Genomic DNA, 22,316 nt, shown 5'->3' on the forward strand with positions numbered 1-22,316 from the left:
ACGTCGCAGTCAGCCCAGACGCGACTTTCGGCCCTGCCTATTCCCTAAGCAAAACCGGAAAGAGCCGATATGTTTGAACGCCGCATTCCCGAATGGTTGCGCCATGCGCCTGCCCCCTCGGTCCAGGGTTTTGCCATCCTGGCCGCATGCGAGGCGGTGGCGCGCGGCATGCTGATTTCGGTCTTTCCGGTCGCGCTCTATAATGCGCTCCAGGATGCCGCGCTTGTGTCGCAAATCTACTTTCTTGTGGGTCTTGCCTCGCTCAGTGCGGGTCTACTGGTGCCTTGGATCAACCGCGTTGTGCCGCGCCGCTGGATCTACAGCCTTGGTGCCGCGCTGTTTGTCATCGGATCAGCGCTGGCCGCCTCCGGCCACCCGAGCGCGCTGATCGCCGGTCTGGCCTGCACGACCTTGTCCACGGTCGTCACCTTTGTCTGTTTCAACGCCTACGTCCTCGATTACATCGACAAGATCGAATTGGGTCGGTGCGAAACACTGCGGCTGTTTTATTCTGCCCTGGGCTGGACGGTTGGCCCGGCTGCGGGCGTCACCCTGATGGCGCTGGCACCGCAGGCCCCTTTTGCCATAGCTGGAACCGCGTCAGCCGCAATGCTTGTGACCTTTCTGTACATGCGGCTGGGCAACGGTCGCCTGATCACACGGGCACGCCGCCCGGCGACCAACCCGCTGACCTTTCTTGGACGGTTTTTTGTCCAGCCGCGACTGGTGGCGGGCTGGCTCTTTGCGGTGATCCGATCCTGCGGCTGGTGGGCCTATGTGGTTTATCTGCCGATCTATGCGCTGGGGGCCGGGTTGCCCGAGACCATTGGCGGTGTGATGCTGTCGACAACCAACGCCACGCTGTTTATCACCCCGCTGATGCTGCGTTACATGCGCGCCACCTCGGTTCGGCACACGGTACGGGTCGGCTTTGCCGCCACAGCTATGGCCTTTGTTGCGGCGTCGCTGCTGTCACCCTGGCCATGGGCCGCAGTTGCAATGTTGTACTGCGGTTCGGTCTTTTTGATTCTTCTGGACGTCAGCGCGGGATTGCCCTTTCTCATGGCGGTCAAACCCTCTGAGCGCACGGAAATGTCGGCGGTCTACGCCAGTTATCGCGATGTGTCGGGCATCCTCACGCCCGGTGCAGCGTGGCTGGTGCTGCTGGCCGCCCCGGTCTGGGGCATTTTTGCCGCAACGGGTGCCGCCCTTGGCATCGCATTCGGCATCGCGGCCAGCTTGCATCCCCGTCTTGGTCAGGCGCGACTGTTGCCTGAGGTGGCCGCCCCGGCGCAATAGGACGAAACCGCAAAACCGCTTGAGACCGCCCCGCCGCTGTCCTAGGACAGGAACAAACACCGGGACCTTGCTGACATGAGCCTTAACACCTTCGGCCACCTTTTCCGCGTCACCACCTGGGGCGAAAGCCACGGCCCCGCGCTTGGCGCGACGGTTGACGGCTGCCCGCCAGGGGTGGCCGTGTCCGAAGAGGCGCTGCAGCACTGGCTTGACCTGCGCAAACCCGGCACCAGCAAATATACCACCCAACGGCGCGAACCCGATCAGGTCCGCATTCTGTCAGGCACCTATGAAGGACAGACCACCGGCACCCCGATCCAGCTGATGATCGAAAACACTGATCAACGATCCAAGGATTACGGTGATATCGCCGAAAAGTTCCGGCCCGGACACGCCGACATCACCTATTGGCAGAAATACGGCATCCGCGATCCGCGCGGTGGTGGCCGGTCGTCGGCGCGTGAAACCGCCGCCCGTGTGGCCGCCGGCGGTATCGCCCGCGCCGCCCTTGCAACCCTTGTCCCGACGCTGGAAATCCACGGATACATGACGCAGATGGGCCCACACGGCATCATCGGCGACCGCGATATGACCCAGATCGACCAGAACCCGTTCTGGGTGCCGTCAGCCAAGACCGCCGAGACCTGGGCCACCTATCTCGATGATCTGCGCAAATCCGGCAACTCTGTCGGTGCGATCATCGAAGTCACCGCGCGTCACGCCCCCGCAGGCCTTGGCGCACCGGTCTACGCCAAGCTCGACACCGACCTTGCTGCCGCAATGATGTCGATCAACGCAGTCAAAGGCGTCGAAATCGGCGAAGGCATGGCCGCCGCGATGCTGACAGGTGAAGAAAACGCTGATGAAATCTTTCTCGGGAATGACGGCAAGCCGGTCTACAGCTCGAACCACGCCGGTGGCATCCTTGGCGGCATCTCGACCGGGCAGGACATCGTCGTGCGCTTTGCGGTCAAACCCACCTCGTCGATCCTGAAACCGCGCCAGACAATCACTCGGTCCGGTCAACCAGCCGAGATCATCACAAAAGGCCGCCACGACCCCTGCGTCGGCATCCGCGCGGTCCCCGTGGGCGAGGCGATGATGGCATGTGTCCTGCTCGACCACATTCTGTTGCACCGCGCCCAAGTGGGTGGCGAAGTGGGAACAACGCGCGGTCAGATCGGTTAAACCTCGGGCTTGCTACAACACGCGGTGACCGTCAGCGTCAGGCGGCGCGCTGACGCGACAGTTGTACCGCCAGGATTCCCAGCGCGATCACCACAACGCCGATCACATCCCAGATCCCCAACGCCTCGCCCAGCAGCGCGGCGGCAATGGCGACGCCGAAGAACGGATTGAGGAAATGGAACGTTGCCGCCTTGACCGCGCCGATGCGCTCGACCAGCAGGAACCAGATCAATGTCGCGGCAACACCGGGGATCAGCGTCGTGTACCAGAATGCGATGATCAGCGACCAGGACCACTGCACCTCAAAGCTTTCGAACGCCAGTGCAGGCACCACCAGCGCCCCCGCCCCGACAAGCATCTGCAACCCGACGATCATCATCACATTTCCACCACCTGACGTCGCGCCCCGCATGCTAAGTGTCGCCGCCGCCAGCGAGACACCGCCCAGAATGCACAGTGTCAAACCGTACAGATCCACTCCGCCGCGCAGTCGTGCGCCCATGATAAGCACAACGCCCAGCACCCCGATAAGCAGCCCAACGATGCCCAGCGCGCCCATCCGGTCACGAAAGATCACCCAGCCCGCCAGCGCCACCATCAGCGGCATGGTCGAGGCGATGATTGCCGCCAACGACGCCTGGACCGTCTGCATCGCAATAAAATTCATACCCAGATAAAGCGCGTTCTGGCAAATCCCGAACACCACGACTGATCGCCACTGGCGCCGGGTCAAATGCCAGCTTTGTCCCATCGCTCGGGCAATCGCCACCGCGATCAGCCCCGAAACCAGAAACCGCAGACCCAGTGACTGCAGCGGCGGGGCGGCGGCCACGATAATCCGCGCCGATGTAAAGGCCGAGGACCACATTGCCGCAAAGACCAGCCCCATCGCAATCGCACGCAGATCCATCTTTGTCCCCTTGGATTATCTGCGCGCACCTGACCCTTAACGCCCTCCGGCGTCAAGCGGTCGCGGGTGAAGGCCATCATAGCACGCGCTGGCATGACCGCGTGCAGACAAGACGGGGTCAACCTGTCCCGGTCAAAGGTCTGCTGGCCCGCGCCGATCCGCAGACGACAGTCAGAACGCGAAAAGGCCCCGCCTGACGAACAGACGGGGCAAGTCAGCGCCCCAGCATGAGGCGGGGCGCCGGCGGTGACTGGTTGTTCGTGAAACCTTAGTGCGGGCGCTCGACCATCTCGGCCCGGATCTGCTGGCGCAGTACGTCGATCGGCACCACTTTGCCGTCTCGCTTGAAGTGCCAATAGGTCCAACCGTTGCAGCTGGGCGCGCCCTCAAGATGCGCACCTACCTGGTGAATCGACCCTTTTACGTCGTTGCCGATCAGCGTTCCATCGGCGCGTACTTTGGCCTTGTGGCGATCACCGATGGAAAACAGCTCTTCTCCCGGGCGCAGCATCCCGCGTTCAACCAACTGGCCAAACGGCACACGCGGTTCGGCGCGTTTCGAGGTGCTGACCTCAAGCGCAGCCTTGTCAAAGCGCCGCACGTCAGCAATCCGCCGTGTTGCCACGTCGCGATACGCCGCCTCGCGTTCAATCCCGATCCAATCGCGGCCCAGCATCTTGGCCACGGCACCCGTGGTTCCGGTGCCAAAGAACGGATCCAGCACCACATCGCCGGGATTGGTCGACCCAACCAGCACGCGATGTAGCAGCCCCATCGGCTTTTGCGTCGGATGCGCCTTGTCGCCATTGGCATCCTTGATCCGCTCTCCGCCATTGCAGATCGGCAGAACCCAGTCGCTGCGCATCTGGATGCCTTCGTTCAGCGCCTTCAGTGCCTCGTAATTAAAGGTGTATTTGCCGCCCTCAGCCTTGGAGGCCCAGATCATCGTCTCATGCGCATTGGTAAACCGTTTGCCGCGAAAGTTTGGCATCGGGTTGGCCTTGCGCCAGACCACATCATTCAGGATCCAGTAGCCCGCATCCTGCAATGCCGTGCCAACGCGGAATATGTTGTGATAGCTGCCGATCACCCAGATCGCCCCATCCGGTTTCAGCAGCCGGCGCGCCGCCTTGAGCCAGTCCTTGGTGAAGCTGTCATAGGCGGCAAAGCTCGAAAACTGGTCCCAATGGTCATCCACCGCATCGACGCGCGAATTGTCCGGCCGGTGCAGGTCGCCCTTGAGTTGGAGGTTGTAAGGCGGATCGGCAAAGATCAGGTCGACCGACGCCTCGGGCAGACTGTTCATCACCTCGATGCAGTCGCCATCCAGAATCGTATTGAGGGGGAGCGCTGTCGCGCCCTTTGTCTTGGTCATCGTCGTCATTCTCTGCCTCTGTCCCCGGCGCTTTGTGCGCTCATTTGGTTGAGTACAGGATGATTCAAACGTGATTCGCGGTCAATTTCTTTATTGAATCAGTCACTTACGATTTTATCTTGATACAAGATATTGTGCACTGGCTTGAACGAACGTCTATGGTGAGGGGTCACACCAAGATTTGTCAGCGCCATTATGTGGCTTTTTGACGGATATCCCATGTTCGTTTCCCAGCCATATCCGGGGCAGTGTTGCGCTAAATCCCACATGATACGATCACGCCGAATTTTCGCGACGATTGAGGCCGCCGCAATCGACAAAGACCGTCCGTCGCCTTTGATCACCGCCGTGGCGGGCAGCTCCAGATCGCGGGGAATCAAGTTGCCATCGACCAGTACATGGTCCGGCACGACATCCAATCCGGCAATCGCGCGACACATCGCGAGATGACTGGCGCGCAGGATGTTGATGTCGTCGATCTCTTCGACGCTGGCCTCACCCACCGCAACCCGGGCACAGGACCAGAGCGCATCAGACAGCGCCTGTCGGCGCGGCGCGCTCAGTTTTTTAGAATCGTTTAGTCCCGCCGGAATCTGCGCGGGATCTAGAATCACCGCCGCAGCCAGAACCGGACCCGCCAGAGGCCCGCGCCCAACCTCGTCCACCCCTGCCACAAGGCCCGAGCCCTGTGCATACAGTTGCTCTTCGAAAGAGAAATCCGGTCCAGTCATATCACTGTCAGAACCGATCCGTGCGCGGATCACAAGGAGTATCGGGCGTCACGGACCAGCGGCAGGGCGTTGAACCGTGGCGCAGAGAGATCAGAGCAAGACCCGCAAGGGATGTCATGGATCCCACGCGGGTCTCGCTGCAATGCGATCCCCCGCTGTCAGGGCATTGCACTGCGGACGCAATCAATACCGAGCGATCCGATAGCCGCGATTCTTGAGGCAAGATACGTTATAAGCGGTACTGCGACCGCGGGGGGTGCTAATCGTGGTGCGGCAGGCATTGGGCAGACGGTTCGCCTGAGAATAGTTCCGGCCAAGACAGTTTGCCCCGAACACCGAGCCTCGGCTGTTCTGCCGCCCACGCTGATCAATCAGGCAAGAGGACGGCAGCGGCGCGAGTTGACGTGACCAGCTCGGGCGTTTGTCCCAGCTCTTGCCTTTGTCGTTACCCTTTCCTTTGTCGTCGCCCTTCCCCTTGTTGTTGTGGCCCCGGTCATCTTTGTGTCCTTTGTCGTCGTGGCGGCCCCGGTTGTTATCGTCGCAGCGGTTGTTATGGCCGCCACGATCGTTGCCGCGACAATTGTCGTCGCGGTGATCGCGATTGTCATAGCGCCCCCCCTGGTACCCATGATCGCGCACGATCACCTTGGACTTTGACCTTTCGTCATCCTGGCGGGCATTCTGGATCGCCGACCCGATGACAAAGAGCGTCGCCGCCGCACCCAGCACTGCGGCAATGTCCCTGGTCTCGGCCGCGCGGACGGGTGCTGCGGTAAAGCTTGTGATGGTCAATGCTGTCGCCAGCACGGTTGCGATGAATTTACCTGACATTGGGTCTCTCCTATAGGCGTTTCTTGGTCGGTCGGATTGTGTCGGTCCCGTGCCGATCTATGGCTGGGACCATGTAACCAACCATCGCCCCACCGCCCCAAGTCAGGCAATATCGCCACCTTGTTATCGGATAACGGTGCGCCAAACCCCCACGGATATTGAATATCCCGCCGGGTCGGCGCATCGTGACGGTATGAGACATATTTCCCTTTTCCCTCTTGTCATTGTCGCGTTTCTGCTGCCCGCTGCGGCGCACGCAGCCTGCTACGCCGACTACAAGGCCAAGCAAGACAGCCCCTTGCGTCTGCACTATGGTGTGGCGCAGATATCCGGCAACTGTTCGGCGAAATCCGCCAAGGCCGAGCTGGCCCCTCGTCTTGCGGCGCAAGGCTGGACATTACTTAATGTGGTCTCAACCTTTGACGAGGCCGGACTCGACAAAAGGAAGGCCAGTGCCGGATCCTACTACCTCCGTTTCTGAACTTGTGGCCGACAGCCGTCGATCGGGCACACGCATCGTCACCGCCGGGATCGCCGCAATTGTGGCGCTGCTGCTGGCGGCGGGAGGTGTGCTGTTGCTGGCCCTGCCCGACGCCGGTGCCTTTAACGCGCGGGTCGAACGGCTGTTTATCGAAAACAATGATCTGACCGCCCAGGCCGAGATCAAACTGCTTGAGATCCTCGCCCAATCCGGCACCTCGTTTGCCGAAACGCTGGCCAGTTACCGCATGGTGATCTTTGTGCTTCTGATTTTCGCGACGGCATTAATGGTCGCGGCGCTGGTGTTTCTGGTGATGCTGATCACCCTGAACCGCAGGATCGCCCAGATCGAACGCGCGGGCATTCAGGTCAGTTCACTGATTCTGTCGCGCGAGGAAAACACCGTCTACCTGAACACCATGGGCTTTAAACTGACCAAAGCGATGATGGAAACGCTTGCCGTTCTGGCCGAGGCCCGGATGGATGACGAAATGCTGACCGGCGCGCAGATCGAAGCGGTGATTTCGGGCCGCCCCGAACCCGATTGCGACGAAGCAGCAGGTGCCACCCGCATCAAGCGCCTGCGCGACGGGCTGGGCAATCAACTGGTGTCGGAATTGCTGGTCAAGAACATCGCGCGCAAAGGGTATATGCTGGCCATCGACAAAGCGGTGATCGAGGTGATCTGACACCGTCGGGTCCTGCTGTCACACCCCCGCAGTGCCGGGACCCCAGAGACGTTAACAGATTTCACTTAACCCCTCGGGGCGGATGTGTATCATCGGACCAGTCAGGGCAGAGTGAGGGCAGAATATGCGGCTGAGAGGTGTCAAGCGCAGCGGCAACGTCGAGGACCGGCGAAGATCGCGCGGCGGCGGGGCCAAGGCCGGAATCGGCGGTGTCGGATTGCTGGTTGTGCTGGCCATCGGCTATTTCACCGGGATCGATGTCACCCCTCTGCTTGAACAAGCTGCGCCGCAACAGTCCTCTGCCCCGCGCGAATTCAGCCCGCAGGAGGAACAGGCCGCCGCCTTTGCGTCGCGGGTGCTGGCCACCACCGAAACCGTCTGGGGCAATGTCTTTCCTGAGCAGCTGGGCGTCGAATACGCGCCGCCGGTGCTTGTACTCTATTCCGGCGTCACACAATCGCCCTGTGGTGGGGCAAGCGGCGCGACCGGGCCATTCTACTGCCCGGCGGATGCCAAAGCCTATCTGGACACCGAATTCTTTGCCACACTTGAACAGGAATTGGGCGCCCGGGGGGACTTTGCTGCCGCCTATGTCATCGCGCATGAGGTGGCCCATCATGTGCAGAACGAACTTGGTATTCTGGGTCAGGTCAACGAACATCGGCAGGCGGCCTCAGACACGCAGGCCAATGCACTGACCGTGCGGCTGGAATTGCAGGCGGACTGCCTGTCCGGCGTCTGGGCGCGCGAAGTCGACGGGCTGCTGGACCCCGGTGACATCGACGAGGCGCTGAACGCCGCCAGAAGAATCGGCGACGATTACCTGCAAAAGCGGGCCGGACGAGTACCCCAGCCGCATACATTTACGCATGGCACCAGCAAACAGCGGTCGGACTGGTTCGCGCGGGGGTATCAGAGCGGACAGATACGCGATTGCGATACCTTCGGCGCAAGGAGCCTGTAGCCCGATGACGGTGATCCACGCCCTGCCCGTGGCGGGGGGCATTCTGGCGATTGCGCCGCTTCCGGGCAGCGATGGCGATTACGCCGGCGACCTGGAGCATATCCACGGCTGGGCCCCCGCGCTGGTCATCTCATTGACGACAGATGTCGAAATGCTGGCGGGCGGCGCGCAAAACCTTGGCGCGCAGCTACAGGATCAGGGAACCCGCTGGGCGCACCTTCCAATCGCAGATTTTGGCGCGCCGGATGCCGGGTTTGCCGACAAATGGACTGGCATCAGTGGTCAAGCCCTGCAAGCGCTTGCCGGGCGCGGCCGGGTGCTGGTGCATTGCCGGGGCGGCTGTGGTCGTTCGGGTATGGTGGCGCTGCGGCTGATGATCGAAGCAGGCGAAGCCGCCGACGAGGCGCTGGAGCGGCTGCGTACCGTGCGCCCCTGCGCCATAGAAACCGACGCACAGATGGAGTGGGCCCTGGCCGCACCGCGCGGGGCCGCATTGTTTCTGCGTCATCCACAATAACGCCAATACGTTAACTTTATCCAAGCGTCAGGATGGTCCAGGCTCGTACACGAGGCAGCCAGAAGCCACTCGGGTTAACGAGATTCAGCATACAGTTAATCGACATTTTCACATCCGTTTGGCGTTATTGCGTAGCTCACGCTTGGGACACGACAGCCCCGTTCCCCGCCGTTATCAGGCAACAGGAACGACCTTGGCCGTTCCGAGATCCAGGAAGCGTTTGATCAGTGCGCCTATAATACTCAGCCGTCGTACCGGGTGGCGCGCAGGGGGTCGGTACGGGTGCTAGCTGCCGGGCGGCACACTTTGCGCGGTCGCCCATTCTTGCAGATGGGGATGTTCGCGGTGTCGTGCCGGACGATGATCGCCCTATGACGGTGGGCGGGTGTCGGCTTGCTCATGCAACCTGGCAAACCGCATGGAATCCCCAAGTGCCCCCTAAATTCAGAGTCGTGCAACAATGCCTGACGAGACTGGCCCAACTGGATAGTTGCCGCCGCTATCGTGGCGTTGTCAGGCGAATGCGTTCCTGAGGTACAAAACGGACCATTGCATCGGGGCTTTTGGGATCAAGATGGTAAAGATCTGGTGACGCCTCAAGATAGCTACGCCATCTCTGGCCGATGTATTGGGTGAACCTCTTACCAAAGGTAACATGCATCTTTTGCCCAAGGTCCGAAATGCGCATGCCTTGGCCCTTCTGACTGTGAGTGGCGATCATGTTGCAAATCTCACGGTCAAGTTCGTCGCGATCCGAACGCGACTCGAACGCGACTCGATATCCCGAAAGGCGGAGCAGGCAGCACGAAAGGGTTCCGGGGTTTTGGATTCACCCATCCCCAGAACGTGATGACCGCGTTCACGCAACCGCGTCGCCAGATGCTTGTAATCGCCATCAGATGCGGCCAGAATAAATTTGTCTATCCCGACGACAAGCGCCAATTCCATCGTACCAATGCACAGCAGCACGTCGGTTGCGTTTTTGCCGGTACCCGAATGGACCAGGCGAAAGCCAGGCGCAGACAACCAATCCGAATTGCGATTGGCATTCATGTAGACCCGCGCGATATCGACGCGACCCAGTGTGTTGGCCCTGACCATAATTCGGTCGGCATATGCCGGACTGACATTGTCACCGTCAATCAGCGCCGCGACGCGGGCAATCGTATTGATCTCAATAACTTCGGGTTTCATGCGAGGTTTTTTGCACTGCGTTTCTGACAAACTGTGGCGCGTTAGAATCTTTTGATTCCCCAATTCCTCAAAAAGTTATTCAGTGGGTTTTCCCGCATACGGATTATTCAAACCCATGGATATCCGAACATATGGTCGGTTCAGGACCCGACGCAGAGTATCAAGTCTATATCGCGTACTTGACGGTCATTCTCAACTCGACTGACGCCAGGACGGTGTCTCTTTGGCAAAGAAGGCGGCGATGCCTTCCTGCGTTTCCGCCGTTTCCCAGCAGTCCGCCAGCGCATTTGCGGTCAGTTCCGCAGAATCTGCCGGGTTCGCTCCGGCCAGCGCACGGCACAATGCTTTGGCGGCAGCCACAGCACCGGGGGCGCAATTGAGAATTGCCGCGATTTCGTCTTCGACGGCGGCATCAAGATCAGTCGCAGCGCAAGACCGAGCAACAAGTCCCGCGCGGATCAGGAACGCCGCATCAAACGGTTTGGCGGTGAAGAACACCTGCCGGGCAAACGCTTCTCCCATGCGACTGACGACAAAGGGACCAATGGTGGCCGGGATCAGCCCCAGCCGCGTTTCGGTCAAGGCAAAGCGGGTGTTCTCTTCGGCAATGACGATGTCGCAAACCGCGATCAGCCCGATCCCACCACCATAAGCCGCACCGTGGACGCGCCCAATCACCGGCTTGGGCATGACATTCCACAGCCCCAGCATCGTGGCGAGCGATCCGGCCTCCTGCATTTTACCGGCGCGATCCTTTTGCGCCTGTTCCTGCATCCAGCCCAGATCGCCACCGGCGCAGAAACTGCGGCCCTCACCGGACAGAACCACCGCGCGCACTGCAGGGTCACTGGCCAGCGCGCGGGCGACGTCGCTCAGTTCGGCGATCATCTGCGCATTCATAGCATTATGTTTCTCGGGACGTTTCAACGTGACCGCAGCAACGCCCCGTGCATCTGTGACCAAACCGATCTTTTCAAACGTCATGTTGCGGCCCCGTGGTTGTGTTTTGAGGGGCAAGGGAGGCCACCAGAGCCTCGGCCTTGGCCAGCAGAACTTGATCAATCCCTGTGTGAAACCCGCGCTGTTCTAACATGGTGACAAGCGCGGTTGTCGACAGGTTCCCCTTGGCCCCCGGTGCATAAGGACAGCCGCCAAGGCCTCCTACCGCGCTGTCGAACGTGCGTACCCCCAGGTCGACCGCGACCGCGACATTGGCCAGTGCCTGCCCGCCGGTGTCATGAAAATGGCACGCCAAACGCGCCGCGGGGATATCCGCCAGCACCACCGCAAGCATCCGTTGAACCGCTTCGGGCGTTGCCCTACCGATGGTGTCGCTTGGCACGATCTCGTAGCAGCCCATGTCCGATAGGGCGCCTGCGACACGGGCGACAGCTGCGGGATCGACCATGCCGGAATACGGGCAGTCCACGGCACAGGAGACATAACCCCGTACCCGTAGTCCGGCCTGATGCGCGGCCTCCATCACCGGCGCAAACCTTTGCAGGCTTTCGGTGATCGAACAATTGATGTTCTTTTGACTGAACGCCTCAGAGGCTGAGGCAAAGACTGCGACCTCGTTTGCGCCCGAGGCCAAGGCAGCCTCGAACCCTCTCAGGTTCGGCGTCAGCACGGAATAATCCGTGCCGTCACGTCGATCAATGCCCGCCATGACTTCGGCAGCATCCGCCAATTGTGGTACCCATTTCGGGGACACAAAACTGGTCGCTTCGATCTTTTCAAACCCTGCCCGCGACAGCAGGTTGATCAGCGCGATCTTATCTTTGGTCGGGATCAACGCCTTTTCGTTTTGCAAACCGTCGCGCGGACCCACTTCGTAGACTCGGACATGATCCGTCATCGCGTCACCCTCACTCTGCGGCCAATTCTTCGAACCGGATCAGAACAGAACCGCCTTCGACTGCATCGCCGACAGCGCAACTGACCTCTGACACCGTCCCGGCGCGCGGGGCCAGCATCGTGGTTTCCATCTTCATCGCCTCCATCACACCCAGTTTTGCACCCTCTTGCACCTGATCCCCGACGGCGACATTCAGGCCGACAATCGTGCCGGTCATGGGGGCTACGACAACATCCCCCAGATCGGCGGTGGTGACGCGCCCCGACCGCGGGTCAGGACGTGTCAGATCACGCACCACACCGCCGCAAAGCACCGAAATCAGCAATTCGGCATTGCGACGGGCCAAATGCACCTGCGCCGCAACCTGCGCATTGGTCACGCCAATGCGGGCTGTCATGGTTGCGCCGTCCACGGTCAGGTTTTGCAGGCTCAGTGGCTCTGTCTCTGCGCCGGATATGACGATGGTTCCGGTCTCGTGCAGGGTTAACTGGCGCTCGATCAGCTCACTATCGTAGATGAGCCGCAGGCTATGTTGCGCCGGGGACCACAGGCGAAAGCCAAAACCGCGCGCGGCTGGATCAAGGTTCAACGCAGCGATGGCGGCAAAGGCAATATGCACCTCGCTCAGCGGCTCGCCTGTTGTCAGTGCCGTCAGATCGCGTTCGATGACCCCGGTATCAAAGGTTTCGTTTACGAACCCGTCGTGCCGGGCCAATGCCGCCAGAAACTCGGCATTTGTGGCGGTGCCGACAACGTGAGTTTGCGCCAAAGCCGCCAACAATCCGTCCAGCGCGTCCGCACGTGTGGCGGCGTGGGTGATGACCTTGGCAATCATCGGGTCATAAAACGGGCTGATACTGTCACCGCTGCGCACGCCGGAATCATTGCGCGCCATAGGGCTGAACGACAGATGTTCCAATTTGCCCGTCGCCGGCAGGAATCCCTTGGTCGGATCCTCAGCGTACAGGCGCGCCTCGAATGCGTGGCCGTTGATGTGCAGATCGTCCTGGGTCAGTGGCAACTGCGCACCCGCGGCAACCAGCAGCTGCCATTCGACCAGATCAACGCCGGTTATCGCCTCGGTCACGGGGTGTTCGACTTGCAGTCTGGTGTTCATTTCCATGAACCAAAACCTGTCTCCGCGCAGCGGGCCAGAACCGTCGACGATGAATTCGATTGTGCCCGCGCCGCTATAACTGATTGCGCGGGCGGCAGCGACTGCGGCACCGGTCATGGCATCGCGCACAGCGTCAGTCATGCCGGGGGCGGGTGCCTCTTCGATGACCTTCTGGTGACGCCGCTGGAGCGAGCAGTCGCGTTCAAACAGATGTACCGCGCCGCCGTGGTTGTCGCCAAACACCTGCACTTCGATATGACGCGGCGAGGTGATGAACTTTTCCACCAGCACATGCGGATCACCGAACGACGCCTGCCCTTCGCGCTGCGCCGAGGCCAGCGCCTCGTGGAATGCAGCCGCGTCGTCGACCTTGCGCATACCTTTGCCGCCACCGCCGGCGCGCGCCTTAATCAGAACCGGGTAGCCTATCTGCGCCGCCTGATCGGCTAGGAAATCCGCGTCTTGATTTGCGCCCTGATAGCCGGGCACAACCGGCACGCCAGCCTTGGTCATCAGATCCTTAGCGGCATCTTTCAGTCCCATCGCGCGGATCGCATCGGATGAGGGACCGACAAACGTTAGGCCCGCAGCGGTCACGGCGTCGACAAAGTCCGGGTTCTCCGACAGGAAACCATAGCCCGGATGGATTGCCTCTGCCCCGGTTTGCAGGGCCGCATCTATGATGCGCTGGCCGACCAGGTAGCTTTCGGAGGCGGGGGATGCACCGATATGCACCGCCTCGTCCGCCAATGCGACATGCATGGCGGCGGCATCCGCATCGGAATAAACCGCAACCGTGGCCACCCCCATGCGCCGGGCAGTTCGGATGACGCGGCAGGCAATTTCACCCCGGTTGGCAATCAGTATCTTTGAAAAGGGCTTTTTCATCATCACATCCTGAACAGGCCAAATTTCGTGTCTTCAATCGGTGCGTTCAGCGCGGCCCGAAAAGATAACGAGACAACTTCGCGGGTTTTTCGCGGGTCGATGATCCCGTCATCCCACAGCCTTGCCGAGGCGTATAGCGGCTGTGACTGACGTTCGAACATGTCGATCGTCGGCTGTTTGAATGCCGCCTCTTCCTCGGTTGACCAGGTGCCGCCCTTGGCCTCGATCGCGGCGCGGCGCACATCAGCGAGGACGCCTGACGCCTGCGCACCGCCCATGACGGAGATCCGCGCATTCGGCCACATCCACACGAACCGCGGGCCAAACGCGCGTCCGCACATGCCATAGTTGCCAGCACCATACGAGCCACCGATGATCACAGTCACTTTGGGCACCGACGCGGTCGACACCGCAGTCACCAGCTTGGCCCCATCCTTGGCGATGCCCCCGGCCTCGTATTTGGAACCGACCATGAAACCAGTGATGTTTTGCAGGAACAACAGCGGGATCTTGCGCTGACAACACAGTTCGATGAAATGCGCCCCCTTGGTCGAGCTTTCGGAAAACAGCACGCCGTTGTTGGCGATGATCCCGACCGGCACACCGTCGATATGGGCAAAACCCGTGATCAGCGTGGTGCCGTAGCGCGGCTTGAATTCGGCAAAATCCGAACCATCGACAAGCCGGGCAATAATCTCACGCGCGTCATAGGGGGTTTTGTCGTTGGCGGGCACCACGCCCATGACGTCCTCGGGCGGATAGAGCGGGGCAGCGGCATCCTTAAACTCGATATGCGGGCGTGTGACCGGGCCAAGATGGCTGACAATTTCGCGGGCGATGGCCAGCGCATGTCGATCATCATCCGCAAGGTAATCCGCCACGCCGGACAGCCGCGTATGGGTGTCACCGCCCCCCAGCGTTTCAGCGTCGATCACTTCACCCGTCGCCACCTTGACCAGTGGCGGCCCGGCCAGAAAGATGGTGCCCTGTTCGCGCACGATGATGGTCTGGTCGCTCATCGCTGGCACGTAGGCGCCACCCGCCGTGCAGGACCCCATAACAACAGCGATCTGTGCGATGCCCTTGGCTGACATCCGCGCCTGATTATAGAAAATGCGGCCAAAGTGGTCACGGTCGGGGAACACTTCGTCCTGGTTGTTCAGGTTGGCACCACCGGAATCGACCAGGTAGATGCAGGGCAGATTGTTTTCTTCGGCGATCTCTTGCGCGCGCAGATGCTTTTTCACTGTCATCGGAAAATAGGTGCCACCTTTGACGGTCGCATCGTTGCACAGGATCATGCAATCGCGCCCCTCGACCCGACCAATCCCGGCGATGGCACCAGCCGATGGCACCTCGTCATTATATAACCCGGACGCGGCGAACAGACCCACCTCAAGAAACGGCGATCCGGGGTCCAGCAGCCCGGCGATCCGGTCACGCGGCAACAGTTTTCCCCGCGCGACATGGCGTTGGCGTGAAGACTCGGACCCGCCCGCAACGATCCGCGCCGCTTCGTTCGCAATCTTGGCGTATTGCGTCTCCATCGCGGCTGCATTCTCGGTGAACTCTGCCGAAGTCGTCGAAAGAGTGCTTTGCAAAATCGTCATTTAACTTTCTTCTCCGTTCCTGCCCGTACCGCACATTACACCCTGTGCCAGTTTGGCCAGTATTTGTTTTCTCATACTTCAGCGTGTCATGAGATCCGGCAACAACAGGGTGATTTGCGGGAACGACACCAACAGAATGAGGACAATCACCTCCATCCCCAGAAAGGGCAGAATCCCGCGGAAAATCGTTCCAAGCGGAACCTTGGTCTGCGCCGCCGCGACATAGGCGTTTAACCCAAGCGGCGGCGTCAGCAGGCCGATCTCGACTGTCTTGGTCACGACGATCCCAAACCAGACAGGGTCGTAATCCAGCGCCATTGCAGTCGGGAACGCCAAAGGCATCGCCAGCGACAGAATGGCAAGCTGATCCATGAACATACCCATCACCAGCAGTGCCAGAATGATGATACCCATGATGACCTCGCGCGGCATGTCCGTCGTCGACACAAATTCCAGCAGGCTGTGGGTGATGCGCGTGAAGGCCAGATAATTCGAAAAGATTGCCGAACAGGCAACGATTGTGACGATCATCACGGTCGCCCGGATCGCCCCGCTGACCGAACGATTGAACTGCACAAACGTCAACGTGCGCTGCGCCAGCACAATCAGCAGCGATCCCATAACCCCAAGGGCTGCTGCCTCGGACGGCGACGCGATACCGCCGTAGATCGCGCCGATCACCGCGACCATCAACAATACCATCGGAATGATGTGACGGCTGTCCCTGACCGCCTTTTTCAATACAAAGGGCTCGCCCTTGGGCGCTTGATCCGTGGTTTGGGCGATGATCTTGATGACGACGGCCAGACCTGTCGCCGTCAAAAGCCCCGGAACAATCCCGGCAATGAACAGTTTGCCGATCGAAGTTTCCGTCAGGACCCCGTAAACCACCAGCACAATTGAAGGCGGCACAACCACCGCCAGCGTACCGCCGACGCAGACCACTGCGGCGGCCAGACGGTCGGAATAGTTGTGTCTGCGCATCTCGGGAAAGGCCGACGACGCCATCGCTGCGGTAGATGCCGTTGAACTGCCGACCAAAGCGGCAAGCAGGACCGACGCCGCTACTGTCGCCATGGCCAACCCCCCTTTGACGTGGCCGATCCATGACTGGCAGGCGATGATCGCCCGGCGCGTCACGTCGCCCGCCGTCAACAATTCGGCCATCAGGATGAACAGTGGGATCGCAACCAGAATGAATGAGGCGGAGGTATCAAAAAAGGTCCGTTCCAACACGGCCAGAGCGGGTTTAAACCCAAGCTGAGCCGCAAGGCCCAGCGTCCCTGTGATCCCCATCGCAAACGCAATCGGGACACGCGCCGCCATCAGGACAGCAAGCAAGAGGAGTATGGCTATGAATGTAAGCATTGGTCGGACTTGCGCTCCGTGAGTGACAGGCGGCCGCGTTTGCGACCGCCGCAGTGCGTTGTTTCGGAACCTGAATTTATTCGCTGGTCAGCGAACGATACAATTCGAGGACAGCGTTGGCCTGGTCGATTTCCAGACGCTCGGCCCAGTCCACGCTGACGGCACCCAAAGCGTCGGTGACAGTCGCAAGTTCTTCGGCGGTGAACTGATAGGTGTCGATACCCTGAGCTGTCCATTCATCAATCAAGCCAGAAACCGAGGCATCCTGCGCCTGTGCGACGTGAACGGCGGTTTCACCACCAAGCCGCAGCATATTTGCGCGCACGTCGTCAGAAAAGCTGTCGAACAGATCGGTCCGCACAACCATGATAAAGCTGTAGCCGCCAAAGGATCCGTTTGTTGAAATATGGCTGACAACCTCGTTCAGCTTGTACCCTGGCACCGATGCCAGCGGAAACAGGACGGCATCCAGACGGCCACGCTCAACCGCCGTGTAAACCTCGGGTCCGGGGATCGAGATGCCGACAGCGCCAAGGGCGCGGGCTGTCATTGCCTGCGTTGACCCCGAGGTGCGAACATCCAGCGCATCCCAGTCAGTCGGCATCCCAAGGCGGGATTTGGCCAGCACCTGATACGGCGGCAGCACAAAGCCGAAGATCGGCGTGACCCCAGCCGCGAGAATTTCGTCCCGCAGCGGACCATCGGCGAGCATGGTCTGCAAGGCAACAGTGCCCTGCTCGGCAGTGCCATAGAAGCCTGGCAACCCAACCACAGAGTTCAGCGGTAAAGCATCAGCGTGATAGGATGCCCCCAGCAATGCGGCGTCTAGGATGCCATTGTTCACGGCATCAAGCTGCGCTTTGGATTTCGCCGCCTGTTGGGACGGGAAATGCTCGAACGTGATGGCGCCATCGGTGGCCTCTTCGACTGCGGTCATCCACTTGGACGTGCCTTCGACCGAAACGATATGGCTGGTGGACTGAAAATCGCCCAGACGCAGCGTTTCCGCCTGAACCGCCATGCCGCCAAACGCAAAGGTGCCGACAACCGCCGCCAGAATTGTATGTACATGTTTCATTTTTATGTTCCTCCCTTTGATGTGTGTCAGGTCTTTTCCGCGTCGCCCTGTAGCAAGGCGTCGTGGAGTAGCCGCAAAACCAATACGCCGCATCCCAGCGGAATGACGGTGTAGGCCCACCCAAGCGGCCAATCGACTGCCCCGTATTCGACATCCCCCCGGATGAACGCATGGAGCGCAAACTTTCCGGACATCCACGTGACCGCCGCAAAAAACACCGCAGGCAACAGCAGCCGCAACTTGGCGATCAGCAGCCCCAATAGTCCGGGTAGGTGTTCTGGCGTAATTTCCAGCGCCAAGTGCCCGCCATCGCGAAAAACCCGCGACAGGGACAACGTGGCCAGTGCTGGCATCAGGTAGAGTTCGGTCAGTTCGAATTGAATCTGCACCGGCCTGTTAAAGAAAAGCCGGAGCAGGATATCGGCATTGATCAACGCCGCCACCCCGACGAGGCCGAGGCACCCTCCGATATGGAGGGTGTCCTCTAATTTGGTCAGAAGTTTTCCCAAAGTTTTCAACCTTGCCTCCCTAGCGGTTGATCCATGGTCTGCCTCAGCGTTTGGGCAGTTCCACGATTGCAGAGCCAACAGCGGACATTTCGCCGTCCTGCTGTTCCGCGCGCTGCTGGATTTCAACCAGATAACGCCCGCTTTCCTCGTATTTGCGCGTCACGGTGCTGTTGATCAGGATGATGTCGCCTTCGGGGTTGTGCCGACGGACCTGACATTTTGCCTGCGCCAGAAAGCCGTCATCCCCCATCCAGTTGGTGATCTGATGAGTCAGCCAGGATGTCCGTTCGGGACCGTAGTCATAGGCACCCGGTGCGCCAACTTCCAGCGCGAATTCCTCTTCCCAATGCACCCGCTCGGGGCAATCGGGAATGCCGAATTTGTTCTTGATGCCGGCGCTGGGGTGTTTCTGCTGCAACTGCCACGCCAGCTTGTTCGCGCGGATATACAGACCGCCCCAACCCTGCGCATAGGCAATGAACCCGGTGGCCGTCATCGGGCCCTTGACCATTGTCGGCAGTTCGTCGCCTTCGTTCACGTCGTCCCAATACCGGGTCTCGGCACCGCGGATCGTTTCCTGCTCGTAATACTTATAGTACTCATCCAGTTCGGCCTGCGTATAGACACGGCGTCCCTTGGCCTTGGCCTCGGTATATTTGGTGCCGTTTTCGCGTGCCTGATCGCGGTCGGTGCGGAAACACCAGCTATCGGCCTCGGCCAGCATCTCGCCGGTGTTCGCGTCATAGAAATCAACGTGATAAATCTGCTGCACTGCTTTGCCGGCAAAGCGGGTGTCATGCTCGACCAGATCCTTGAGGTAGGCTTCGGTGCGGAATTCGGTGTTGCGCAGGATCGGTTTATGCCACGTCCAGTCCGCACCCGACCACATCGCGTGCACACCCGGCAGGCCGCCAACATAGCCCGAAATGATCCGGCTGGTTGCGAACAGAAAGCTGGGAAGCGCCAGAACATCACCATATTTCGTGGTCTTGGCATACTCCGGATCGCACCACAGCGGATTGTCGTCGCCGATACCGTGGGCATAGTGGCGGATGTTGTCGCGGGTGGCCTCATAGCACCACGGCTCGACAGTTCTTTCGATCTTTACACCAACCCGCTTGCGCAGATCGTCCAGCCCTTCCTGCGTAATCTTTGGGAATTTCCGTGTCATGTCGTTCATTTCATTCTCCTTGAATGGGGTCATGGCTGTTGTGGATTATTCCGCAGCAGCCAGTTTTTCTGCTTGCTGATCGCGCAGGATCTTTCTGTTCACCTTGCCTGCCGGCGTCTTGGGCAGGTCGGTGACAAATTCGATCTGGCGGGGGTATTCATGACGCGCCAGCCGGGCCCGCACATGATCCTGAATGCTCTTGGTCAGGCCGTCAGTTTCCGAGTCCTTGAGGATAACAAACGCCTTGACCACCAGCCCGCGCAGCTCGTCCGGTGCACCGATCACAGCGCATTCCGCGACGGCTGAATGACTTAGAACGGCGTCTTCAACCTCGACCGCTCCGATGGTCCAGCCGGCTGAAATGATCACGTCATCCGCGCGACCGCCGTGGTAAAAATAGCCATCCGCATCAACCCGGCCCAGATCCTTGGTCGGGAACCATTCGCCGCGTTTCTTGACCATCAGCTCACCGGTTTCATCCGGATCAGCGGGCGTTCCATCAGCGCGCTGCACTTCGACTTCGACGCCCGGCACGGCCTTGCCCATTGCGCCATCGCGGACCTCAAGGTCCTGCGCGCCGGGGTAGTTGGCAATAATCACGCCAATTTCGGTGGTGCCGTACATTGAGCGGACTTTGGTGCCAAAGATCCGTTCGACGTAATTGGCCGTTTCGGAATCGATCGGCTCGCCGGTAAATGACAGCTTGTCAAAGCAATAGGTGAAAGTCTCGGCTTCGCCCGAATTGCGCATCATCCTGTAGTGCGTCGCCGCAGCTGTCAGATTGGTGATCTGAAAATCGTGCAGCCCTTTCAGCAGGCGCACGGCATCGAATTTGCCGCTGAACGTCCCTGTCGACACCCCCATGGCCAGCGGCGCAAGGGTGCCGTGCCACAACCCGTGCCCCCATGCGGGGGACGACGGGCAAAAAAACCGGTCGCCGGGGCGAATGCCGGTCGCGTAAAGCGCGGCAACCATCAGCGTCACGATCGACTGGTGGCTGTGTTTGACAGCCGCAGGCAGCGCCCGTGTGGTGCCCGAAGTATATTGCAGCACCGCCAGATCACGGCCCGAGGTGTTCCAATCATACTGCGCGGACAGATCATTCAACCCGTCGAGGAAGTCGTGATCGACAACCGTCACATTCTTGGCCCCACCCGCAATCGCATCCGGCGCCTTCTCAGAATTGGTAAAAAACACCTTCGGCTTGCAATCACCCACCCGCAGCCGAATACCATCCGGCCCGAACAGCGAAAACATCGGCACTGCGACGGCGCCGCTTTTGATCACACCGAACATGGCGCTGTAGAATGCCAGCGACGGCTCTATCATGACGGCGACGCGGTCACCTTTCTTGATCCCTTGGCGATCCAGATAATGCGCGATCTGCGACGACCGGCGCGCGATCTCTTCGAAACTGATCACTTCATCAGCGCCATCCGAATGAGCGATCCGCAGCGCGACATTTTCACCGTCTACGTGCCGGTCAATGCATTCATGTGCGATGTTGAACCGCTCTCGGTCGCCATCAAACAGCTCCCACAGCTTTTCTTTCGCATAGTGCTTTTGAGCGTCCCCATAGGACGTGAATTCCGTCAAGCGGGTCATTCCCGTCTCCTCCCTCAAAATTCCGTTTGGCCACCCGAAAGGTCTGCCCCGGCTCGTTGACAAGGGTAGAGATTATAGCGAAGTATTGTCAATATGGTTATTTCATTGTACATGTACAACAATCTTCAACCAACCAGCGGAACCGAAAATGACCGATGCCAACCAAAAACAGACAACAAAGCGGCAGGTGCCAGCGGTCACCAGAGCCCTTGCAATACTAAGATTTCTGGCGCGTTCGCCCGAACCAAAAGGCGTCAATCCGATAGCGAGAGAGCTGGGCCTGATCCCCAGCACCTGCCTGCACATTCTGCGCGTACTGCAGGACGAAGGGCTGGTCGATTTTGATTCGAACACCAAACTTTATTCAATCGGCATTGGCATACTGCCGCTCGCAAGATCAGCCCTGCTGCGCAACACGTTCTCGACGCTGATCCAGCCCAGATTGTCAGACCTGTCGGTGAAATTCGGGGTGACAAGTATCGCCACCCAGCTCGCGGAACCGGGGCAGATGGTGGTGGTTGCGTTGTCGCAATCCACATTGCCGTTTCGGCTTCAGGTTGATCTGGGCAGCCGCTTTCCGGCCTTGATCAGCGCCACAGGTCGCCTGTTTGCCGCGTTCAACATGGCCGATTCTGACGCGCTCAGGACGGGGTTCAACAAACTCGTCTGGGACCATCCTCCGTCGTTTGAAAGCTGGACCGAACAAGTCGAAGAGGCCCGCATGCGCGGGTACGCCGTCGATCAGGGCACCTATATTTCCGGGGTGACGGTTGTCGCCGTGCCTGTCTTTGGCACCAGCGGCAAAATGACCCGCTCCATCGTTGCCATCGGCATCTCTGAACGCCTGAAAGACAAACAAATTCCAAAGCTGGTCAAAGAAATGCAGTCCATCCGCGACCGCATCGAAGACATACAAATCGACACCGGGAGCTAA

General features: G+C 59.9%; 21 protein-coding genes. 7 read left to right on the forward strand and 14 right to left on the reverse strand.

Going from position 1 to position 22,316, the window contains the following annotated elements; genetic code table 11:
- Positions 1 to 69 precede the first annotated feature (69 nt).
- Together IMCC21224_RS16570 and aroC are read left to right on the forward strand one after the other, a co-directional pair.
- On the forward strand, positions 70 to 1,299 hold the full coding sequence (locus IMCC21224_RS16570) for an MFS transporter (protein WP_047996284.1): 1,230 nt from the start codon (positions 70 to 72) through the stop codon (positions 1,297 to 1,299).
- Between the two features lie 75 nt (positions 1,300 to 1,374).
- The gene (aroC, locus tag IMCC21224_RS16575) at positions 1,375 to 2,487 is read left to right on the forward strand and encodes a chorismate synthase (RefSeq protein ID WP_047996285.1); all 1,113 of its coding nucleotides are present in this window, start codon (positions 1,375 to 1,377) and stop codon (positions 2,485 to 2,487) included.
- 37 nt (positions 2,488 to 2,524) lie between these two features.
- Here aroC and IMCC21224_RS16580 read toward each other — a convergent pair whose 3' ends face one another.
- The 4 genes from IMCC21224_RS16580 to IMCC21224_RS26615 form a co-directional block, all read right to left on the reverse strand.
- Positions 2,525 to 3,397 carry a DMT family transporter gene (locus IMCC21224_RS16580; protein ID WP_047996286.1) on the reverse strand — a complete coding sequence of 291 codons (873 nt, stop codon included), beginning with the start codon at positions 3,395 to 3,397 and terminating at the stop codon, positions 2,525 to 2,527.
- 268 nt (positions 3,398 to 3,665) lie between these two features.
- A complete protein-coding gene (locus IMCC21224_RS16585) occupies positions 3,666 to 4,781 on the reverse strand; it encodes a site-specific DNA-methyltransferase (RefSeq protein WP_047996287.1) in 1,116 nt (371 codons plus the stop codon).
- 89 nt (positions 4,782 to 4,870) lie between these two features.
- Positions 4,871 to 5,503 (reverse strand): ribonuclease HII, encoded by a 633-nt coding sequence (locus IMCC21224_RS16590; RefSeq protein ID WP_047996288.1) that lies wholly within the window; start codon positions 5,501 to 5,503, stop codon positions 4,871 to 4,873.
- 183 nt (positions 5,504 to 5,686) lie between these two features.
- Positions 5,687 to 6,334, reverse strand: coding sequence for a hypothetical protein (locus IMCC21224_RS26615; RefSeq protein WP_053079014.1), 648 nt, complete (start codon positions 6,332 to 6,334; stop codon positions 5,687 to 5,689).
- Between the two features lie 193 nt (positions 6,335 to 6,527).
- On the opposite strand from IMCC21224_RS26615, the gene IMCC21224_RS16600 reads away from it, so the two are divergent.
- The 4 genes from IMCC21224_RS16600 (at position 6,528) to IMCC21224_RS16615 (ending at position 8,984) form a co-directional block, all read left to right on the forward strand.
- Positions 6,528 to 6,815, forward strand: a complete 288-nt coding sequence (locus IMCC21224_RS16600) for a hypothetical protein (RefSeq protein ID WP_047996289.1) — start codon at positions 6,528 to 6,530, stop codon at positions 6,813 to 6,815.
- Positions 6,787 to 7,503, forward strand: coding sequence for a histidine kinase (locus IMCC21224_RS16605; RefSeq protein WP_047996290.1), 717 nt, complete (start codon positions 6,787 to 6,789; stop codon positions 7,501 to 7,503). Before IMCC21224_RS16600 ends, IMCC21224_RS16605 begins: the two co-directional genes overlap by 29 nt.
- Before the next feature lie 124 nt (positions 7,504 to 7,627).
- Positions 7,628 to 8,467: a neutral zinc metallopeptidase gene (locus IMCC21224_RS16610; RefSeq protein WP_047996291.1), complete on the forward strand. Its 840-nt coding sequence runs from the start codon at positions 7,628 to 7,630 to the stop codon at positions 8,465 to 8,467.
- Positions 8,468 to 8,471: 4 nt separating this feature from the next.
- Complete coding sequence (locus IMCC21224_RS16615) at positions 8,472 to 8,984, forward strand: protein-tyrosine phosphatase family protein (protein ID WP_047996292.1); 513 nt, start codon at positions 8,472 to 8,474, stop codon at positions 8,982 to 8,984.
- A 717-nt stretch (positions 8,985 to 9,701) separates the two neighbouring features.
- Here IMCC21224_RS16615 and IMCC21224_RS16620 read toward each other — a convergent pair.
- From IMCC21224_RS16620 to IMCC21224_RS16665, 10 genes are all read right to left on the reverse strand, one after another.
- Positions 9,702 to 10,178: an NYN domain-containing protein gene (locus tag IMCC21224_RS16620; RefSeq protein WP_053079015.1), complete on the reverse strand. Its 477-nt coding sequence runs from the start codon at positions 10,176 to 10,178 to the stop codon at positions 9,702 to 9,704.
- Positions 10,179 to 10,370: 192 nt separating this feature from the next.
- A complete protein-coding gene (locus IMCC21224_RS16625; RefSeq protein WP_047996293.1) occupies positions 10,371 to 11,162 on the reverse strand; it encodes a crotonase/enoyl-CoA hydratase family protein in 792 nt (263 codons plus the stop codon).
- Positions 11,152 to 12,036 (reverse strand): hydroxymethylglutaryl-CoA lyase, encoded by an 885-nt coding sequence (locus IMCC21224_RS16630; RefSeq protein WP_047996294.1) that lies wholly within the window; start codon positions 12,034 to 12,036, stop codon positions 11,152 to 11,154. Before IMCC21224_RS16630 ends, IMCC21224_RS16625 begins: the two co-directional genes overlap by 11 nt.
- A 10-nt stretch (positions 12,037 to 12,046) precedes the next feature.
- Positions 12,047 to 14,041, reverse strand: coding sequence for a biotin carboxylase N-terminal domain-containing protein (locus tag IMCC21224_RS16635; protein WP_047996295.1), 1,995 nt, complete (start codon positions 14,039 to 14,041; stop codon positions 12,047 to 12,049).
- 2 nt (positions 14,042 to 14,043) lie between these two features.
- Positions 14,044 to 15,651: a carboxyl transferase domain-containing protein gene (locus IMCC21224_RS16640; protein WP_047996296.1), complete on the reverse strand. Its 1,608-nt coding sequence runs from the start codon at positions 15,649 to 15,651 to the stop codon at positions 14,044 to 14,046.
- 78 nt (positions 15,652 to 15,729) lie between these two features.
- Complete coding sequence (locus IMCC21224_RS16645; RefSeq protein ID WP_047996297.1) at positions 15,730 to 17,019, reverse strand: TRAP transporter large permease; 1,290 nt, start codon at positions 17,017 to 17,019, stop codon at positions 15,730 to 15,732.
- Between the two features lie 76 nt (positions 17,020 to 17,095).
- Positions 17,096 to 18,097, reverse strand: coding sequence for a TRAP transporter substrate-binding protein DctP (gene dctP, locus IMCC21224_RS16650; protein WP_082135247.1), 1,002 nt, complete (start codon positions 18,095 to 18,097; stop codon positions 17,096 to 17,098).
- A gap of 26 nt (positions 18,098 to 18,123) precedes the next feature.
- The gene (locus tag IMCC21224_RS16655; RefSeq protein ID WP_231582109.1) at positions 18,124 to 18,615 is read right to left on the reverse strand and encodes a TRAP transporter small permease; all 492 of its coding nucleotides are present in this window, start codon (positions 18,613 to 18,615) and stop codon (positions 18,124 to 18,126) included.
- Between the two features lie 34 nt (positions 18,616 to 18,649).
- Positions 18,650 to 19,786, reverse strand: a complete 1,137-nt coding sequence (locus IMCC21224_RS16660; protein WP_156178312.1) for a MaoC family dehydratase N-terminal domain-containing protein — start codon at positions 19,784 to 19,786, stop codon at positions 18,650 to 18,652.
- A gap of 36 nt (positions 19,787 to 19,822) precedes the next feature.
- Positions 19,823 to 21,382 carry an acyl-CoA synthetase gene (locus IMCC21224_RS16665; protein ID WP_047996300.1) on the reverse strand — a complete coding sequence of 520 codons (1,560 nt, stop codon included), beginning with the start codon at positions 21,380 to 21,382 and terminating at the stop codon, positions 19,823 to 19,825.
- A gap of 148 nt (positions 21,383 to 21,530) precedes the next feature.
- On the opposite strand from IMCC21224_RS16665, the gene IMCC21224_RS16670 reads away from it, so the two are divergent.
- On the forward strand, positions 21,531 to 22,316 hold the full coding sequence (locus tag IMCC21224_RS16670) for an IclR family transcriptional regulator (RefSeq protein ID WP_047996301.1): 786 nt from the start codon (positions 21,531 to 21,533) through the stop codon (positions 22,314 to 22,316).

This window comes from Puniceibacterium sp. IMCC21224, from assembly GCF_001038505.1.
Taxonomy (GTDB): Bacteria; Pseudomonadota; Alphaproteobacteria; order Rhodobacterales; family Rhodobacteraceae; genus Puniceibacterium.

Excerpts from the sequence above, each read along its gene's own strand:
- IMCC21224_RS16615 (WP_047996292.1), top strand. The coding sequence starts at position 8,472 with ATGACGGTGATCCACGCCCTGCCCGTGGCGGGGGGCATTCTGGCGATT.
- IMCC21224_RS26615 (WP_053079014.1), bottom strand. The coding sequence starts at position 6,334 with ATGTCAGGTAAATTCATCGCAACCGTGCTGGCGACAGCATTGACCATC.
- IMCC21224_RS16600 (WP_047996289.1), top strand. The coding sequence starts at position 6,528 with ATGAGACATATTTCCCTTTTCCCTCTTGTCATTGTCGCGTTTCTGCTG.
- IMCC21224_RS16580 (WP_047996286.1), bottom strand. The coding sequence starts at position 3,397 with ATGGATCTGCGTGCGATTGCGATGGGGCTGGTCTTTGCGGCAATGTGG.
- IMCC21224_RS16620 (WP_053079015.1), bottom strand. The coding sequence starts at position 10,178 with ATGAAACCCGAAGTTATTGAGATCAATACGATTGCCCGCGTCGCGGCG.
- IMCC21224_RS16665 (WP_047996300.1), bottom strand. The coding sequence starts at position 21,382 with ATGACCCGCTTGACGGAATTCACGTCCTATGGGGACGCTCAAAAGCAC.
- IMCC21224_RS16590 (WP_047996288.1), bottom strand. The coding sequence starts at position 5,503 with ATGACTGGACCGGATTTCTCTTTCGAAGAGCAACTGTATGCACAGGGC.
- IMCC21224_RS16635 (WP_047996295.1), bottom strand. The coding sequence starts at position 14,041 with ATGAAAAAGCCCTTTTCAAAGATACTGATTGCCAACCGGGGTGAAATT.
- IMCC21224_RS16570 (WP_047996284.1), top strand. The coding sequence starts at position 70 with ATGTTTGAACGCCGCATTCCCGAATGGTTGCGCCATGCGCCTGCCCCC.
- IMCC21224_RS16670 (WP_047996301.1), top strand. The coding sequence starts at position 21,531 with ATGACCGATGCCAACCAAAAACAGACAACAAAGCGGCAGGTGCCAGCG.
- dctP (WP_082135247.1), bottom strand. The coding sequence starts at position 18,097 with ATGAAACATGTACATACAATTCTGGCGGCGGTTGTCGGCACCTTTGCG.
- IMCC21224_RS16645 (WP_047996297.1), bottom strand. The coding sequence starts at position 17,019 with ATGCTTACATTCATAGCCATACTCCTCTTGCTTGCTGTCCTGATGGCG.
- IMCC21224_RS16585 (WP_047996287.1), bottom strand. The coding sequence starts at position 4,781 with ATGACGACGATGACCAAGACAAAGGGCGCGACAGCGCTCCCCCTCAAT.
- IMCC21224_RS16660 (WP_156178312.1), bottom strand. The coding sequence starts at position 19,786 with ATGAACGACATGACACGGAAATTCCCAAAGATTACGCAGGAAGGGCTG.
- IMCC21224_RS16630 (WP_047996294.1), bottom strand. The coding sequence starts at position 12,036 with ATGACGGATCATGTCCGAGTCTACGAAGTGGGTCCGCGCGACGGTTTG.
- IMCC21224_RS16640 (WP_047996296.1), bottom strand. The coding sequence starts at position 15,651 with ATGACGATTTTGCAAAGCACTCTTTCGACGACTTCGGCAGAGTTCACC.
- aroC (WP_047996285.1), top strand. The coding sequence starts at position 1,375 with ATGAGCCTTAACACCTTCGGCCACCTTTTCCGCGTCACCACCTGGGGC.
- IMCC21224_RS16625 (WP_047996293.1), bottom strand. The coding sequence starts at position 11,162 with ATGACGTTTGAAAAGATCGGTTTGGTCACAGATGCACGGGGCGTTGCT.
- IMCC21224_RS16610 (WP_047996291.1), top strand. The coding sequence starts at position 7,628 with ATGCGGCTGAGAGGTGTCAAGCGCAGCGGCAACGTCGAGGACCGGCGA.